This window comes from Pseudarthrobacter sp. PS3-L1 (assembly GCF_030063285.1).
In the GTDB taxonomy this organism is placed as follows: Bacteria; Actinomycetota; Actinomycetes; order Actinomycetales; family Micrococcaceae; genus Arthrobacter.
Map to the genome: position 1 here is coordinate 738,220 of NZ_JASISU010000002.1, position 13,393 is coordinate 751,612.

Sequence of the window (13,393 nt, forward strand, 5' to 3'; positions counted from 1 at the left end):
TTGGCTGACACAGACATTCGAAAGGGCCTTGCAGGAGTGGTGGTGGACTACACCGCTGTCTCCAAGGTCAACCCTGAGACCAATTCACTGCTCTATCGCGGTTATCCGGTGCAGGAACTTGCCGCACAGTGCAGTTTCGAGGACGTGGCCTATCTGCTGTGGAACGGTGAACTTCCCACAGCAGAACAGAGCGCAGCCTTCTCCGCCCGTGAGCGGGCAGGACGTGCCCTCGACCCGGTGGTGCGCCAGGTTATCGACGCGCTGCCAAAAACCACCCATCCGATGGATGTCTGCAGAACAGCAGCGTCTGTCCTGGGAGCCCGCCATCCACTGGCCGAAGATTCCTCGACAGAGGCCAACATGACCAAGGCAATCGACCTGTTCGCTGCCATGCCAGCCGTTGTTGCCTATGATCAGCGGCGGCGCCATGGCGGGGAACCGCTGTCTCCGCGTGATGATCTTGGGTATTCGGCAAACTTTCTCTGGATGACTTTTGGAGAGGTCAAAGCGCCGGACGTGGTGGCAGCTTTTAATGTGTCAATGATTCTCTACGCAGAACACTCTTTTAATGCCTCTACCTTCACGGCCCGGGTCATCACCTCCACCCTCTCGGATCTGCATTCCGCCGTGACAGGCGCTATCGGGGCGCTCAAGGGCCCCCTGCACGGCGGAGCAAATGAGGCCGTGATGCACACGTTTGACGAAATTGGGATCCGCTCCGAGGAATCACTGGAGGAAGCTGCAGCGCGGGCCAAGGCCTGGATGGAGGACGCCCTCGCTGCCAAGAAGAAGGTCATGGGATTTGGCCATCGGGTCTACAAGCACGGGGATTCCCGAGTCCCCACCATGAAGGCCGCCCTCGATTCCATGGTGGAACATTACCGCAGGCCAGAATTGCTGGGGCTTTATAACGGACTGGAACAAGCCATGGATGAGGCCAAAGCCATCAAGCCGAACCTTGACTACCCGGCAGGACCGACCTATCACCTGATGGGTTTTGACACGGCCACTTTCACTCCCCTGTTTGTTGCCAGCCGCATCACGGGCTGGACAGCTCACATCATGGAGCAGGCAGCGGCGAACTCCCTGATTAGGCCATTGAGCGAGTACAACGGCCCGGCGGAACGCCACCTGCCCTAGCTGAACGGCCCCGCAGACGGCGGCAGGCCGGGCGCAACGGTGCGAGGTCCGCTGAGATCAGTCACCCGCAGCCCGGGCCTGCCGACGTCGAACTCATGGCTGGCGAGTGGTGCCCTGCGTCTGGGGACCACGGCTGACACTGGCAACGCTTTCGTTGTCCGCGGCCAGGACCACACGGATATCTGGCGTACCGCCGGCGATCATCTCCGGAACCCAATGCTCGGCGTCCGCCCACATGTGTTCGACGGGCAGCTCGTTGGTTTTGTACCACCCCGGCGTAATCTCCTCGGTTTCGACGGGCTCTCCTTTCCAGCGCCGCACAACAAACACGGTGCTGAACATGTTCCACTCCGGGCGATTGGGGAAAACAAAGTCAACTGTTCCGGCCAAGTCCAGATCCGGCTGGGAGATCTCGACGCAGATTTCCTCCCTGACCTCGCGGCAGATGGCTTCCTGGACCGTCTCCCCGGGCTCCACGTGCCCACCCACGCCGACAATTTTCCCTCGGCCAAAGCCCGTCCTCTTGAATCCCAGCAGTACTTCGGGACTTCCTGCGTTGTTGCGGAGCAGGAAGCAGAGGGTCACCTGGGCAGCAGTCATGAACCAACCCTAAAGCTTCATCGCGGAAGGCCATCTCCCCCTCCCATGGGACATGCTCATCTCAGCACCTGGGTCTTGAGCATGACGGATCATGCTCACTGCGGCTGCTGACTCAAGGACATGCTCAACTTGCAAAGCTCCTCCCCGCGGGACATGCCCATCCCATATCCAGACCCTTGAGCATGATGGACCAAGTCCTGCCTTAACCGGAGTCTGATGTGCCAAGATCGCAGTGTGAATCAGGAAAACCTTCCAGGGCAACGCCCATCCCGCAGCTCAGCACTTGATGCCCACCTGCCTGATTGGCTGGTCCGACGTCCGTTGCTTTGGGGTTGGCTCTGGGGGATTTCTTGGACAGCGCTGATTGTGGCCGATGAGTACATCGACTTTGCCGGCTGGGCTTGGTTCATTTTGGTCGCTTGCGCTGCACTGCCATCGCTGGGGTCAACCCTGGCTATCCTGCATGTGACTCCGCGGGATCAGGTCAAAGTACCTCGTGAGTCCGTTCTGGCACTCTTCTTCGTTCGTTTCCTCGCGCTGGTGGCGGCCTTCGTTGTCTGGTCCGTATCAGTGGTGATCAGTGCCTCAATCTCCACGACCGTCCAGACGCTTGCCGGAGACTCAGAACGGGAGGTCACGGCGCTGGGATTCAAGCTTATGGCCGCGCTGATCCCCCTCGTCGTGTGGGTACTTTGGCTGGCGTTCATCGGGCGTTGCGCATGGTTCTTGCGAAGACTCCGCGGCTGGCGGCAATTCCCTACGGCGTCGCGGGTTCCGCAGTCGTTCCTGCGCGGCCAGCCTCGCCTGCGAAAAACAGTAGTGGCACTTGCACACCCAGGCCTGCTGCTGCTCTCAGCAATGGCTACGTCATTGCTCTCACTCTTTCTTGGGACAGTGGAGCTGACGCTGATCGCACTACCGTAGGCATCAATCCCCCCATCAAAGCCCAGCGAGCATGCCCACCCTTTGCCGCAGCACGTGAGCATAACCAATCATGCCCAACCTCCGAGACCAGAAGTGAGCATGTCCGACTGGGGGTGGGGATATCCACTGGACATGCCCACCCGGGGCGAGGATCAGCGCGCGGAACGCATCATGCCCAGAACACTGACCACGAAGTGAGCATGTCCGATACGGTGTAGCTCAGCCCAGCGCCCGCGGGTGTGCCGCGGCATAGATTTCGCGGAGGGTGTCTGCTGTGACAAGCGTATAGACCTGGGTTGTGGTGACGGAGGCATGGCCCAAAAGCTCCTGCACCACGCGGACGTCCGCTCCGCCTTCAAGCAGGTGTGTGGCGAAGGAGTGCCGCAGGGTGTGGGGGGAAACGTCCTTGGTGATGTTGGCCCGTTCCGCAACGCTCTTAAGGATGGTCCAGGCACTTTGCCGACTGATCCTCCCGCCCCTGGCGTTCAGGAACAAAGCAGGTGTCCCTTTTCCCTTCGCGGCAAGCAGCGGCCTGGCACGGACCAGGTAATTTTCCAGTGCCCGGGCGCCAAAGGATCCCAGCGGGACCATGCGTTCCTTGCTGCCTTTTCCGAAAAGACGCACTATGGCCGGTCCCGACTCGTCCACCGCAACGCTGATGTCATCAACATCCAATCCAACGGCCTCGCTGATGCGTGCACCTGTCGAATAGAGAAACTCCAGCAGCGCACGGTCTCGCAGTCCGGTGGGCGTGTCGGCACTAGCGGCCTCAAGGATTTGTGTCACCTCACCCACGCTGATGGCTTTGGGGAGTCGCTTCCCCGCCATGGGTGGGTGGACGTCCGATGCCGGATTGGTCGTGGTGATGCCCTCCAGGGCTAGGAACTTGTGGAAACCACGGACCGCAACGACTGTGCGGGCTGCAGAGCGCACAGTCAACGGCGCACCGCCGTCCGTGCCATCAGGCAGTGACTGGACAAAAGCCGTGACATGGTGTCGCGTCGCATCGGCGGCGCCACCACAGCCCGCGGCGCGCAGGTAGGTGGCGTAACGAGACAGATCGCGACGGTATGCCGCAACAGTATTCGCAGCAAGTCCGCGTTCAACCCGCATGTGCTGCAGGTAGTCTCCTACCTGCCGGTCAAGGGCTGTCGCCTGTGGAACGGATGTTTCCGCCACAGCGTCAGCGTTGACTCGGGTGCGCAGGCCACGGAGCATCTGCTGGCCTCAGCCGGTCAAAACCAGCACTTCTGGCTGCGGCAAGGGCAAGAATTCCGACGACGGCGGACGGGTTGTGGAAGCGGCCCTGAAGGACAGCAGTGACGGCGTCGTCCAGGTCCATCCAGTGGAATTCGATCTCAGCCTCTTCGTCCTCACGCTGGTGACGGTCCGCTTCGGGTACCTCGCTGAGACCTTGAGCGAGATATATTCGGATGGCTTCACTGGAGGACCCAGGAGAATTGAAGAAGTCGGCCAGGACGCTCCACTTCCCGGCAACCAGGTCAGTCTCCTCTGCAAGCTCTCTGGCCGCCGCCGCAACAAAGTCTTCGCCCTCAATATCCAACAGTCCTGCCGGAATCTCCCAGAGGTCCATTCCCACCGGATGACGGTACTGCCGAATAAGGAGAATCTTCCCTGCGTCGTTGATCGGCACGATGGCCACGGCACCGGGATGGTCAATGAAGTCTCGGGTCAAGGCTGGACCGTGATCGTTAAGCTCGAACGTGTCGCTGACAATGTTCCAGATCCTGCCCTGGTAGGGCGTCTCCCTGGACACAAGACGGCGCGAGCTCGGGTGGTCCGAAACCATCTTGTCGAAAGAAGGGGTTTCAGGGCTACCAGGCATCGCGCCGTCCTTTACAGTCTTCAGTTACGTGGTGGAACTACTTGGCAGCAGCAGGCGCGTCGGCGGATGTGCTGTCCACGATGGCGCCCTGGTGCACCAGCGCGGCTTTGACGAGGCCAGCAAAGAGCGCATGCGGCCGGGTCGGGCGTGAGCTCAGTTCCGGGTGCGCCTGGGTTGCCACGTAGTAGGGGTGGACGTCAGCTGGAAGTTCCACGAACTCGACCAGTTTTCCATCAGGTGATGTACCGGAGAACACCAAACCCTTGGCTTCGATCTGTTCGCGATACTTGTTGTTGACCTCGTAGCGGTGACGGTGACGTTCGCTGACGTCTGTTCGGCCGTAGGTCTCCGCAACAACGGATCCAGGAATCAGCGTCGCGTCGTAGAGTCCGAGGCGCATGGTGCCGCCAAGGTCGCCCTTGCCGTCAACAATATCCAGTTGCTCCTCCATGGTGGCAATGACCGGGTACTTGGAATCAGGTTCGAATTCGCTTGAGGAAGCACCTTCGAGGCCCACCACATTCCGGGCATACTCAATGACCATGCACTGCAGGCCAAGACACAGCCCCAGGACGGGAAGCTTGGATTCGCGGGCAAATTTCAGGGCGCCGAGCTTGCCCTCAAGACCGCGGATTCCGAATCCTCCAGGAACACAGATGGCATCTACCCCTGAGAGTGCCTTCACGGCACCCTCATGGGTTTCACACTCGTCTGAGGGTACCCAGCGGATGTTGACTTTGGTGTTGTTGGCGAAGCCGCCGGCACGCAGCGCCTCCGTCACGGAAAGGTAGGCATCGGGGAGATCGATGTACTTGCCCACTAGGGCGACCTCCACCTGGTGGAGGGGATTGTGGACAGCTTCAAGGAGCTTGTCCCAGCTGGTCCAGTCAACATCCTTGAACGGCAGATCCAGTGCTCGGACGATGTAGGAATCCAGGCCCTGGGAGTGGAGTGTCTTGGGAATGTCGTAGATGCTGGGTGCATCGGCCGCGTTCACGACTGCATCGATGTCGACGTCGCACATGCGACCGATTTTTTCCCGCATTGCGGCAGGAACCTCGCGGTCCGAACGGATGACGATCGCTTCGGGCTGGATACCAATGGATCGGAGCGCAACAACAGAATGCTGCGTGGGTTTGGTCTTGAGTTCTTGGGAGGGTCCAATGTAGGGCACAAGGGAGACATGCAAGAAAAATACGTTGGAACGCCCAACGTCTTGGCGCACCTGACGGGCGGCCTCAAGGAATGGCTGGGATTCGATGTCGCCAACGGTGCCACCAATTTCGGTAATGATGACGTCCGGCGCGTTCTTCACGTCAGCTGGGAGCCGCATACGACGTTTGATTTCATCAGTAATGTGCGGGATTACCTGAACTGTGTCACCCAGGTACTCACCCCGGCGCTCCTTGGCAATGACCGTGGAGTACACCTGCCCGGTGGTGACGTTTGCGGAACCTTCGAGGTTCTCGTCAAGGAAACGCTCATAATGGCCAATGTCCAGGTCCGTCTCGGCGCCGTCGTCCGTGACGAAGACCTCACCGTGCTGGAAGGGGTTCATTGTACCTGGATCCACATTGAGATATGGATCCAGCTTCTGCATTGTTACAGACAAGCCACGCGCCCGAAGGAGATGACCCAGGCTTGAAGCCGTGAGTCCCTTGCCGAGCGAGGACGCCACACCACCGGTTACGAAGATGTGCTTGGTCGTCTTGGATGAACCCGGGAACCGGGAATTTACACGGGAATTTGATCGCTGCACCACGGAATTTGAGCCTATCATCAAATGAGTCTCCACGGATCGGGAAGGATCCCTCCCAAGTGACTCAGTGTGCCCCGCGAGGCGGGTATGGGCAAGGGCTAGCCGGGGATCAAAAAATACGCTAATTTAACCCACCCAAGTCAAAATACAGTGTTCAGCCCCGCGGGAGTAGCTTGGCGTCATCCAGAAGCTCCTGAGCATGCGCCTGCGCTGACTCCGAATCCTCTTGGCCTGCCAACATTCTGGCCAGCTCCCGCACTCGCTCCGGGCCGTCAAGGAGACGGACATCACTAGAAGTAAATCCGCTGGCAGCCGTGCCATCATCGCCGCGAACGGAATTTTTTATGACAGTAATGTGCTGGTCTGCGAAGGCGGCCACCTGTGGAAGGTGCGTCACCACCAGCACCTGAACATGGCGCGCCAGCATGGCCAGGCGTCGACCAATTTCGACGGCGGCACGACCACCCACACCCGCGTCCACCTCGTCGAAAACGAAGGTCGGCACAGGGTCCACGGCGGCCAGAACCACTTCAATGGCCAACATGACCCGTGAGAGCTCGCCGCCAGATGCGCCTTTGCCCAGCGGCCGTGCAGGAGCACCCGCATGCGGCTCCAGAAGGAAGCCAATCTCATCGGCGCCATAGGGACCAGGCCCAAAACCAGGGGTAATCTCTATAATGAGGGTCGCATCTGCCATCGCTAGGGCAGACAACTCGTCACTTACCCGGTCTGCAAGCTCACGGCCAGCGTCGACGCGAATCGAGCTGATGACCTGCGCCTGGTCCAGCAGCCGCGCGTACGCTTCCTGGACTTCTGTTTCCAGCGATTCAATCCTGGTGGAGTCGTCCTGCAGTTCGGCGAGCCGAGTCCTTGCAGCAGATGCCCACTGAAGGACTTCGTCAATACTGGGAGCATACTTTCGGACCAGCGTCGCCAGGACACCACGACGGTCCTCGATGACCGCAAGGTGCTCTGGGCCTTCTGTATCCAGCCCTGCTTGGTAGCTGGCAAGTTCAGTAGCCAGATCCGTGAGGAGGAACCCTATTTCAGCGAGCCTGGTGGCTGCTGCACCCAACTCGGCGTCATGTTCAGCGACGTGTTCCAGCGTCCGCTTGGCCGTATCCACAAGAGTGGTGGCATCGGCTGAGTCACCAAAGTCTTCTGCCGTAATAGCCTGCTGCGCTGTGGTGGCTGCGATGCGCAGCTCCTCGACGTTGGCCAATTTGACGGCATCGGCCTTGAGGAGTTCATCTTCGTTCGGCTGCGGGTCAACCTCGTCAATTTCGGCGAGTGCACTCTCCAGGGATTCTGCCTCGCGGAGCCGGTCCCGTGCCGCAGCACGCAGCGTTTCGAGCTCTTCCTGGCTGGATTTCCACCGTGCGAATGTCTGCTGGTACGCGGTCATGGGGCCGGCGAGCTCCTCGCCAGCAAACTTGTCCAAGGCACCTCGCTGTGCTGGCGCACTCTTGAGGCGCATCTGGTCTGACTGCCCGTGAACCACCACCAACGTCTCGCCAATCTCAGCCAAAACGCCTACCGGTGCAGCCCTCCCACCGACAAAAGCCCTGCTGCGGCCATCAGCGCCGAGGCGGCGGGCCAATAAAAGTTCAGCGCCGCCGTCGAACTCTTCCACGTCACCGCCTGCTTCACGGGCGCGTTCCAGTGCTGAATGATCCAGGGGAAGCCGGACCACGGCCTCGGCAGAAGCGCTCTTGGCCCCGCTTCGAACACGTCCAGCGTCCGTCCGGGCCCCAAGCAGGAGTCCCACCGCTGTGACCACCATTGTCTTGCCGGCGCCAGTCTCGCCCGTCACCACGCTCAATCCAGGCCCCAAGGGCAGAACAGCGTCAGTGATTACACCAAGATCCCGGATGCGGATTTCTTCAAGCATTACTGACCGGGCCCCCATCTATAGTGTTTGTCTCTGGTTGCGGAGCGGGCAATGGCGCCTTGGGTCGTGAGGTCCGAATTGCCGGGATAGACCCAGTAGGCATGATGTCGTCAGGATGGACAGGTCCACGCCAGCCATTGATCGGAAGCTGAAATTTGTTGACCAAGCGCCCGGAGAACGGCGTTGGATGCGTCCGGGCGAGTCGTACAGAGATGGCCGACCGCGTGACTTCAATCCGGGCACCGGGAGGAAGATCAACGGAACGGCGTCCATCGCACCACAAGACACCCATGGCTTCTGTCCGACTCAGGATTTCTACAGCCAACCGTGAATCCGGCGAGACGACAAGCGGTTTGGCGAAAAGGGCATGGGCGCTGATGGGGACAATAACAAGTGCCTCAACATCAGGCCACACCACAGGCCCACCTGCGGAAAAGGCATAGGCCGTGGACCCCGTCGGGGTAGCAAGGACAATGCCGTCGCAGCCAAAAGACGTGATGGGCCGTTCGTCTATTTCCGTAACGACCTCAAGCATTCTTTCCCGACTGCCCTTTTCAATGGCTGCCTCGTTGAGCGCCCACGTCTGACAGATCTTTTGCCCCTGGACGAAAACCTGGACGTCAATAGTCATACGTTCCTCAACCGTGTAGTCGCGGCGAGCAATCCAGCCAACTGTCTGAGCGAGGTCAGCACGCTCGCTCTCTGCCAGGAAACCTACGTGGCCCAGGTTGACCCCCAGCAGCGGAACATCGACGTTGCGGACGAGTTCGGCCGCTCGCAGGATGGTCCCATCTCCGCCGAGCACCATGACCAGCTCTACATCAGTGAGTTCAACCTGCTGACCGAGGATCTCCACGGGGTGCTCGAGATAGCCGAAGTACCGCGTCATGTCAGCACGTTCGGATTCCTGCATCACGGGCGTGATACCCGAGGCATGAAGGTGGACACACGCCTCCCAGGCAGCTTTGAGCGACTCCTCCCGTCCCGTGTGTGCCAGGACCAGTACGCGCCTGCTCATCGATTCAACTTTCTAGTCGTTAGGCCAGATGCTGGCCAGTACCGCGCTGACTGCGCTGTCGCGCTCTTCGATCTTAGGCAACTCATTTGAGAATCTACGCTTTGTCCAGAGAAAGAACTCCACGTTCCCATCCTGTCCGGGCAGGGCGCTCACTGCCAAACCGTGAGGCTGGAGGCCAGCATCCGATGCGGCCTCGGCCACTTTGGTCACAGCCATTTTTCGTTCTCTTTCAGAGTTCACCACTCCAGTCCGGGACAACCGGTACTTGCCGATCTCGAACTGAGGTTTGATCATCAGAATCACGTCACCACCCGGATTGGTGCACGTTGCCAAGGGACCCACAACAAGTGTGAGGGAGATGAAAGACAAATCAGCAACAGTCAGCTCGCAGGGACCGTCGATATCTGCAGGATCCATGTACCTGATGTTCATGCCTTCATGGACGGCCACCCGCGCGTCCTGGCGTACTTGGGGCACTAACTGATCGTGTCCGACGTCGACCGCTACAACGTGGCTGGCACCGCGGCGGAGCAGAACATCTGTGAAGCCGCCTGTCGAGGCGCCGGCGTCGAAGCAGCGTTTGCCTTCAACAGTGATGTCCGGGAACGTATCCAGTGCCCCGGCGAGTTTGTGACCTGCGCGGCTCACGTAGATATCTGTTTCATCAAGCCGGACATCGAGTTGCGTTGTGTCGGTGACCTGGAGGGAAGCTTTGGAAAGTACAGAGCCGTTGGAGCTGACCCTGCCTTCGGAGATCAGCGACGCGGCGTGCGTTCGTGACCGCGCTATCCCCCGTCCAACAAGTTCCTGATCGAGACGCCCAGCCATCAAGACGCCTCCGGCCGTGGGGTGGGCATGCCTGGAGTTTCCTCGTTCAGGAGGGTGAGGAGATGATCGTGAATGTCCGTGTAACCTTCCGGGTGGGACGCGACAGGCGCGTCAGTAACAGTGGGGAGCGTCTCCAGCACACGCCGGACCGCAGGATCCGACACATGCGACACATCAGGATAGGGCAAGGCATCCGCAGGATGGTCGTTTCCTGACCCCGCTTCTGTACTGTGCTGCGTCATCACGTCAGTCTAGTGACCGGCCCAGACAACATCGGGCTCGGTCGCTATCTCCGTGTCAGGATGTGCGGCCCACCAGGCGGCACAGCCGGCTCGCCATGAGTCGAGATCGTTAGTCGAACCGTTGATATGAACGGCTGGTCCAATAACAGTTGCTGACGCGCTACCGCACAGGAATGTACCCTGTTCTTCCCTGATGTCGGGGTACTGAAGGTACAGCCCAGGCAGGTCAGCAATGAGAAAGGTGGGCCGCTCCGCCGTCCTTGCCGCGAGGATCGACTCACGGGTATCGACGCCGGTGAGAACAGCTACCGTAGCGAACCCAGCGTTGTTGCCACCGAGGATGTCGGTGTCGAGGCGGTCCCCCACGACAAGAGGTCGGGTGGCGGACAGGCGCCTTGCAGCTTCACGGAAGAGCGGCGCCTCGGGTTTCCCCGCAACACGTGGTTGCTGTCCTGTCGCTGCGGCAACAGCAGCAACAAGTGTGCCGTTACCCGGGGCGATGCCACGCGCCTGTGGAATGGACATGTCCGTATTCGTTGCAACCCAGTGAGCCCCTGAAGTGACAACAAAGGCCGCCTCCGCAAGGTCTTTCCATCCCAGTCCGGGATCAAAGCCTTGGACCACGGCAACTGGATCATCCTCCTGGCTTTTGACGGGATTCAGTCCAACTGCCCTGATTTCCTCGGCCAAGGCGGCGCTACCGGTGATCATCACGTTAGCCCCAGCCGGGAGCAGATCGGCAAGGAGAGTTGCCGCGGCCTGTGAGGAACTGACTACCTGGTGATCTTCAGCGGGTGCGCCAAGCTCGCGCAAGTGGGCTGCCACTTGCGCGGGTGTCCTTGAGGCATTATTCGTGACGTAACCAAGGGCTACCTGGTGCCCCGCCAACGCTTTCAACGCCTCGATAGCACCAGGGATAGCGTGTGGACCAGCGTAAACTACGCCGTCCAGGTCAGAAAGCAGCGCGTCGAAGGCGCTGACAAGGGCATCAGTAGACATTCGCGTTTACCCCTGACGCCCGGCGTCGTCGAGGTCACCCTGAGTTTCGTCGTGGCGTTCGTCTGAAGATTCATCTGCCGGAGCCTCAGCCTGGTCCGCATGGTCCCGCGCGTGCGCGAGCTCGTCATGCTCCACAGAGTCGTCATCGGACTCTGCGTCATCAGACTCAAAAGTCGTCGCGTCGGCGTCGTCGCCCAGATCTGCCAACGCTGCCGGCGCAGGTTCCTCTCTCATCGCAGGCACCGACGTCGCGGCAGTTGCAGTTTCAGAGAGCATCCGCCGGCGATCAGCTTCCTCCCGGGCTTCCTCTTCCTCGTCCCAACCAAGGTCGAAGATCTCTGGTTCGTCGTCGTTCTGATCAATTCCGAGTGCCTTCTCAGCCTTGTCGGCCTGCTTTTCCCACATGGCAGCCTCGGTCGTGCGGTCAACAGCAGCCAGCACATCAGCATATGCACGGAACAGACGTGGACTGTAAGAAAAGGCCTTGTGCATGTCCAACTGACTAATTTCGAGCTCAGAAACGGCTGCATCAAGCTGGCCGAGATCAGTCCTGGCGCCAGCAGCAACAATTGCCAGCTCAACCTTCCCCGGCGCATCAAGATCGTTGGCCTCTTCAGAACGGGCAACATCAAGGGCCCGGTCCGGACGTCCCAGACCACGTTCGCAATCAGCCATGACGGGCAGATGAACGTTTGATCCGCTGATACGACGGTAGGTACGGAATTCCCGAAGCGCCTCTCCGTAGTGACCCGCAGCGTAAGCAGTCAGCCCAACCGCTTCACGGACGACGCCGAGGCGACCGCCCCGACGGCTGGCTGCCAGAGCGTGCTGGAAGGCAAGTTCCGGCTCATCTTCGATGAGGCGCCCCGCCATGACCAAGTGTCGGCCCACCCACTCGGCGCTCTTTTCCTCAAGAGTCTTAATCTGGTGCTGGGTGGGGCGGTCCAGTTCTTTGCCCGTTACATCGTCGTCAATATCGGGCGAACGTTCGCGATCGGGTCGGTTCGCGCTCCGAAGGTCCTTTGCGTTCGGAACCCTAACCGCCTGCTCGGTTTCCTTGGGTCCATACCCGCCATAACCACGATCCGAGCGGCCACCCTGGCCACCCTGGCCACCACGACTGTCACGATCACCGAAGGACCTACGCTCACCCTGACCCTCACGGGAAGGACGATCACCATAAGACTTACGCTCGCCACCCTGGCCACCACGGCTATCACGATCACCGAAGGACCGACGCTCACCCTGACCCTCACGGGAAGGACGATCACCATAAGACTTACGCTCGCCACCACGGCTATCACGATCACCGTAAGACTTACGCTCACCACCCTGGCCACCACGACTGTCACGATCACCGTAAGACTTACGCTCGCCACCCTGGCCACCACGACTGTCACGATCACCGAAGGACCGACGCTCGCCCTGGCCCTCACGGGAAGGACGATCTGAAGAGTTTCCCCCGCGGCCAGCAAAGCCACGAGAAGGTCCCCCGCTGCGCTGCCCACTCTCAGGTCTGCGATCAGCGCCAAACTTGTCGTCTCTGGTGCCGCCGTTGTTTTCGGCCATGATGGGTTCCTCCTGGTACGTAAGCGACGTCGGAATACCGATCGATCGCCCTTCAGTGCTCGACCCGCGCACTGTTTGAAAGCGCCGCGGGAACTTGATCTCCCCCAATTCTAGGCGAGGAGCGGCGTCTGCCTTGACGTAGGCTCCCGCGGTTGGCGGGGTGGGGTGTGTGTTGTGGGGTTGTGGTGTTAACGGGTGAGGGGCCCCACCAGTGGTGGGGCCCCTCGACCTTTTTTCTGAAGTGTTGTCCGGCGGTGTCCTACTCTCCCACACCCTCCCGGGTGCAGTACCATCGGCGCTGTGGGTCTTAGCTTCCGGGTTCGGGATGGGACCGGGCGTTTCCCCCACGCTATGACCGCCGTAACCCTTGTACCCGGCCCCGGCCACGTGTGTGGGGGGTGGGAAGTGTGTGGTCACGACTTCCACGAACCATCCGGTCCCCGGTGAATCAAAAAGCCTTGGAGGGTTTTTTGTTGTGGGGTGGGATGGGTGTGGTGTCTGTGAGACATATATTCTGTTGTGGTTTTTTGTTCCCTGAACACAAACCGTTGGTATGGGTTTGTTGTTTGGGAACCAC

Annotated in this window: 13 protein-coding genes and 1 rRNA gene; 3 read left to right on the forward strand and 11 right to left on the reverse strand. The window is 60.1% G+C overall.

What is annotated here, in order from left to right:
* Positions 1 to 1,140 carry a bifunctional 2-methylcitrate synthase/citrate synthase gene (locus QMG79_RS07785; protein ID WP_283537983.1) on the forward strand — a complete coding sequence of 380 codons (1,140 nt, stop codon included), beginning with the start codon at positions 1 to 3 and terminating at the stop codon, positions 1,138 to 1,140.
* 93 nt (positions 1,141 to 1,233) lie between these two features.
* Here QMG79_RS07785 and QMG79_RS07790 read toward each other — a convergent pair whose 3' ends face one another.
* Positions 1,234 to 1,740 carry an 8-oxo-dGTP diphosphatase gene (locus QMG79_RS07790; RefSeq protein ID WP_283537984.1) on the reverse strand — a complete coding sequence of 169 codons (507 nt, stop codon included), beginning with the start codon at positions 1,738 to 1,740 and terminating at the stop codon, positions 1,234 to 1,236.
* A 234-nt stretch (positions 1,741 to 1,974) separates the two neighbouring features.
* On the opposite strand from QMG79_RS07790, the gene QMG79_RS07795 reads away from it, so the two are divergent.
* On the forward strand, positions 1,975 to 2,664 hold the full coding sequence (locus tag QMG79_RS07795) for a hypothetical protein (protein ID WP_283537985.1): 690 nt from the start codon (positions 1,975 to 1,977) through the stop codon (positions 2,662 to 2,664).
* Between the two features lie 219 nt (positions 2,665 to 2,883).
* Here the strand turns inward: QMG79_RS07795 and xerD are convergent, their stop codons facing one another.
* The 9 genes from xerD to QMG79_RS07840 form a co-directional block, all read right to left on the reverse strand.
* A complete protein-coding gene (gene xerD / locus QMG79_RS07800; protein ID WP_283537986.1) occupies positions 2,884 to 3,843 on the reverse strand; it encodes a site-specific tyrosine recombinase XerD in 960 nt (319 codons plus the stop codon).
* Between the two features lie 4 nt (positions 3,844 to 3,847).
* Positions 3,848 to 4,510 (reverse strand): NUDIX domain-containing protein, encoded by a 663-nt coding sequence (locus tag QMG79_RS07805; protein WP_283537987.1) that lies wholly within the window; start codon positions 4,508 to 4,510, stop codon positions 3,848 to 3,850.
* A gap of 37 nt (positions 4,511 to 4,547) precedes the next feature.
* Positions 4,548 to 6,290 (reverse strand): CTP synthase, encoded by a 1,743-nt coding sequence (pyrG, locus tag QMG79_RS07810; protein ID WP_283537988.1) that lies wholly within the window; start codon positions 6,288 to 6,290, stop codon positions 4,548 to 4,550.
* 133 nt (positions 6,291 to 6,423) lie between these two features.
* Entirely contained in the window at positions 6,424 to 8,160 is a 1,737-nt protein-coding gene (recN, locus tag QMG79_RS07815; RefSeq protein WP_283537989.1) for a DNA repair protein RecN, read from the reverse strand.
* Positions 8,153 to 9,178: an NAD kinase gene (locus QMG79_RS07820; protein WP_283537990.1), complete on the reverse strand. Its 1,026-nt coding sequence runs from the start codon at positions 9,176 to 9,178 to the stop codon at positions 8,153 to 8,155. The genes recN and QMG79_RS07820 overlap by 8 nt, the downstream gene beginning before the upstream one ends.
* A 12-nt stretch (positions 9,179 to 9,190) precedes the next feature.
* Positions 9,191 to 10,006 carry a TlyA family RNA methyltransferase gene (locus QMG79_RS07825; protein WP_283537991.1) on the reverse strand — a complete coding sequence of 272 codons (816 nt, stop codon included), beginning with the start codon at positions 10,004 to 10,006 and terminating at the stop codon, positions 9,191 to 9,193.
* Entirely contained in the window at positions 10,006 to 10,248 is a 243-nt protein-coding gene (locus QMG79_RS07830) for a hypothetical protein (protein WP_283537992.1), read from the reverse strand. The genes QMG79_RS07825 and QMG79_RS07830 overlap by 1 nt, the downstream gene beginning before the upstream one ends.
* 9 nt (positions 10,249 to 10,257) lie before the next feature.
* Entirely contained in the window at positions 10,258 to 11,247 is a 990-nt protein-coding gene (locus QMG79_RS07835; protein ID WP_283537993.1) for an HAD-IIA family hydrolase, read from the reverse strand.
* Between the two features lie 6 nt (positions 11,248 to 11,253).
* Complete coding sequence (locus QMG79_RS07840; RefSeq protein WP_283537994.1) at positions 11,254 to 11,922, reverse strand: hypothetical protein; 669 nt, start codon at positions 11,920 to 11,922, stop codon at positions 11,254 to 11,256.
* Between the two features lie 69 nt (positions 11,923 to 11,991).
* Between QMG79_RS07840 and QMG79_RS07845 the strand changes: the two genes are divergently transcribed.
* Positions 11,992 to 12,699: a hypothetical protein gene (locus tag QMG79_RS07845; RefSeq protein ID WP_283537995.1), complete on the forward strand. Its 708-nt coding sequence runs from the start codon at positions 11,992 to 11,994 to the stop codon at positions 12,697 to 12,699.
* 363 nt (positions 12,700 to 13,062) lie between these two features.
* On the opposite strand, the gene rrf is transcribed toward QMG79_RS07845, so the two are convergent.
* A 5S ribosomal RNA gene (gene rrf, locus QMG79_RS07850) occupies positions 13,063 to 13,179 on the reverse strand.
* Positions 13,180 to 13,393: the final 214 nt, after the last annotated feature.

Bases quoted from the DNA above. Each gene is read 5' to 3' on its own strand.
- QMG79_RS07805 (WP_283537987.1), bottom strand. From the start codon at position 4,510: ATGCCTGGTAGCCCTGAAACCCCTTCTTTCGACAAGATGGTTTCGGAC.
- recN (WP_283537989.1), bottom strand. From the start codon at position 8,160: ATGCTTGAAGAAATCCGCATCCGGGATCTTGGTGTAATCACTGACGCT.
- QMG79_RS07830 (WP_283537992.1), bottom strand. From the start codon at position 10,248: ATGACGCAGCACAGTACAGAAGCGGGGTCAGGAAACGACCATCCTGCG.
- pyrG (WP_283537988.1), bottom strand. From the start codon at position 6,290: ATGATAGGCTCAAATTCCGTGGTGCAGCGATCAAATTCCCGTGTAAAT.
- QMG79_RS07835 (WP_283537993.1), bottom strand. From the start codon at position 11,247: ATGTCTACTGATGCCCTTGTCAGCGCCTTCGACGCGCTGCTTTCTGAC.
- QMG79_RS07840 (WP_283537994.1), bottom strand. From the start codon at position 11,922: ATGGCTGATTGCGAACGTGGTCTGGGACGTCCGGACCGGGCCCTTGAT.
- QMG79_RS07790 (WP_283537984.1), bottom strand. From the start codon at position 1,740: ATGACTGCTGCCCAGGTGACCCTCTGCTTCCTGCTCCGCAACAACGCA.
- QMG79_RS07825 (WP_283537991.1), bottom strand. From the start codon at position 10,006: ATGGCTGGGCGTCTCGATCAGGAACTTGTTGGACGGGGGATAGCGCGG.
- QMG79_RS07820 (WP_283537990.1), bottom strand. From the start codon at position 9,178: ATGAGCAGGCGCGTACTGGTCCTGGCACACACGGGACGGGAGGAGTCG.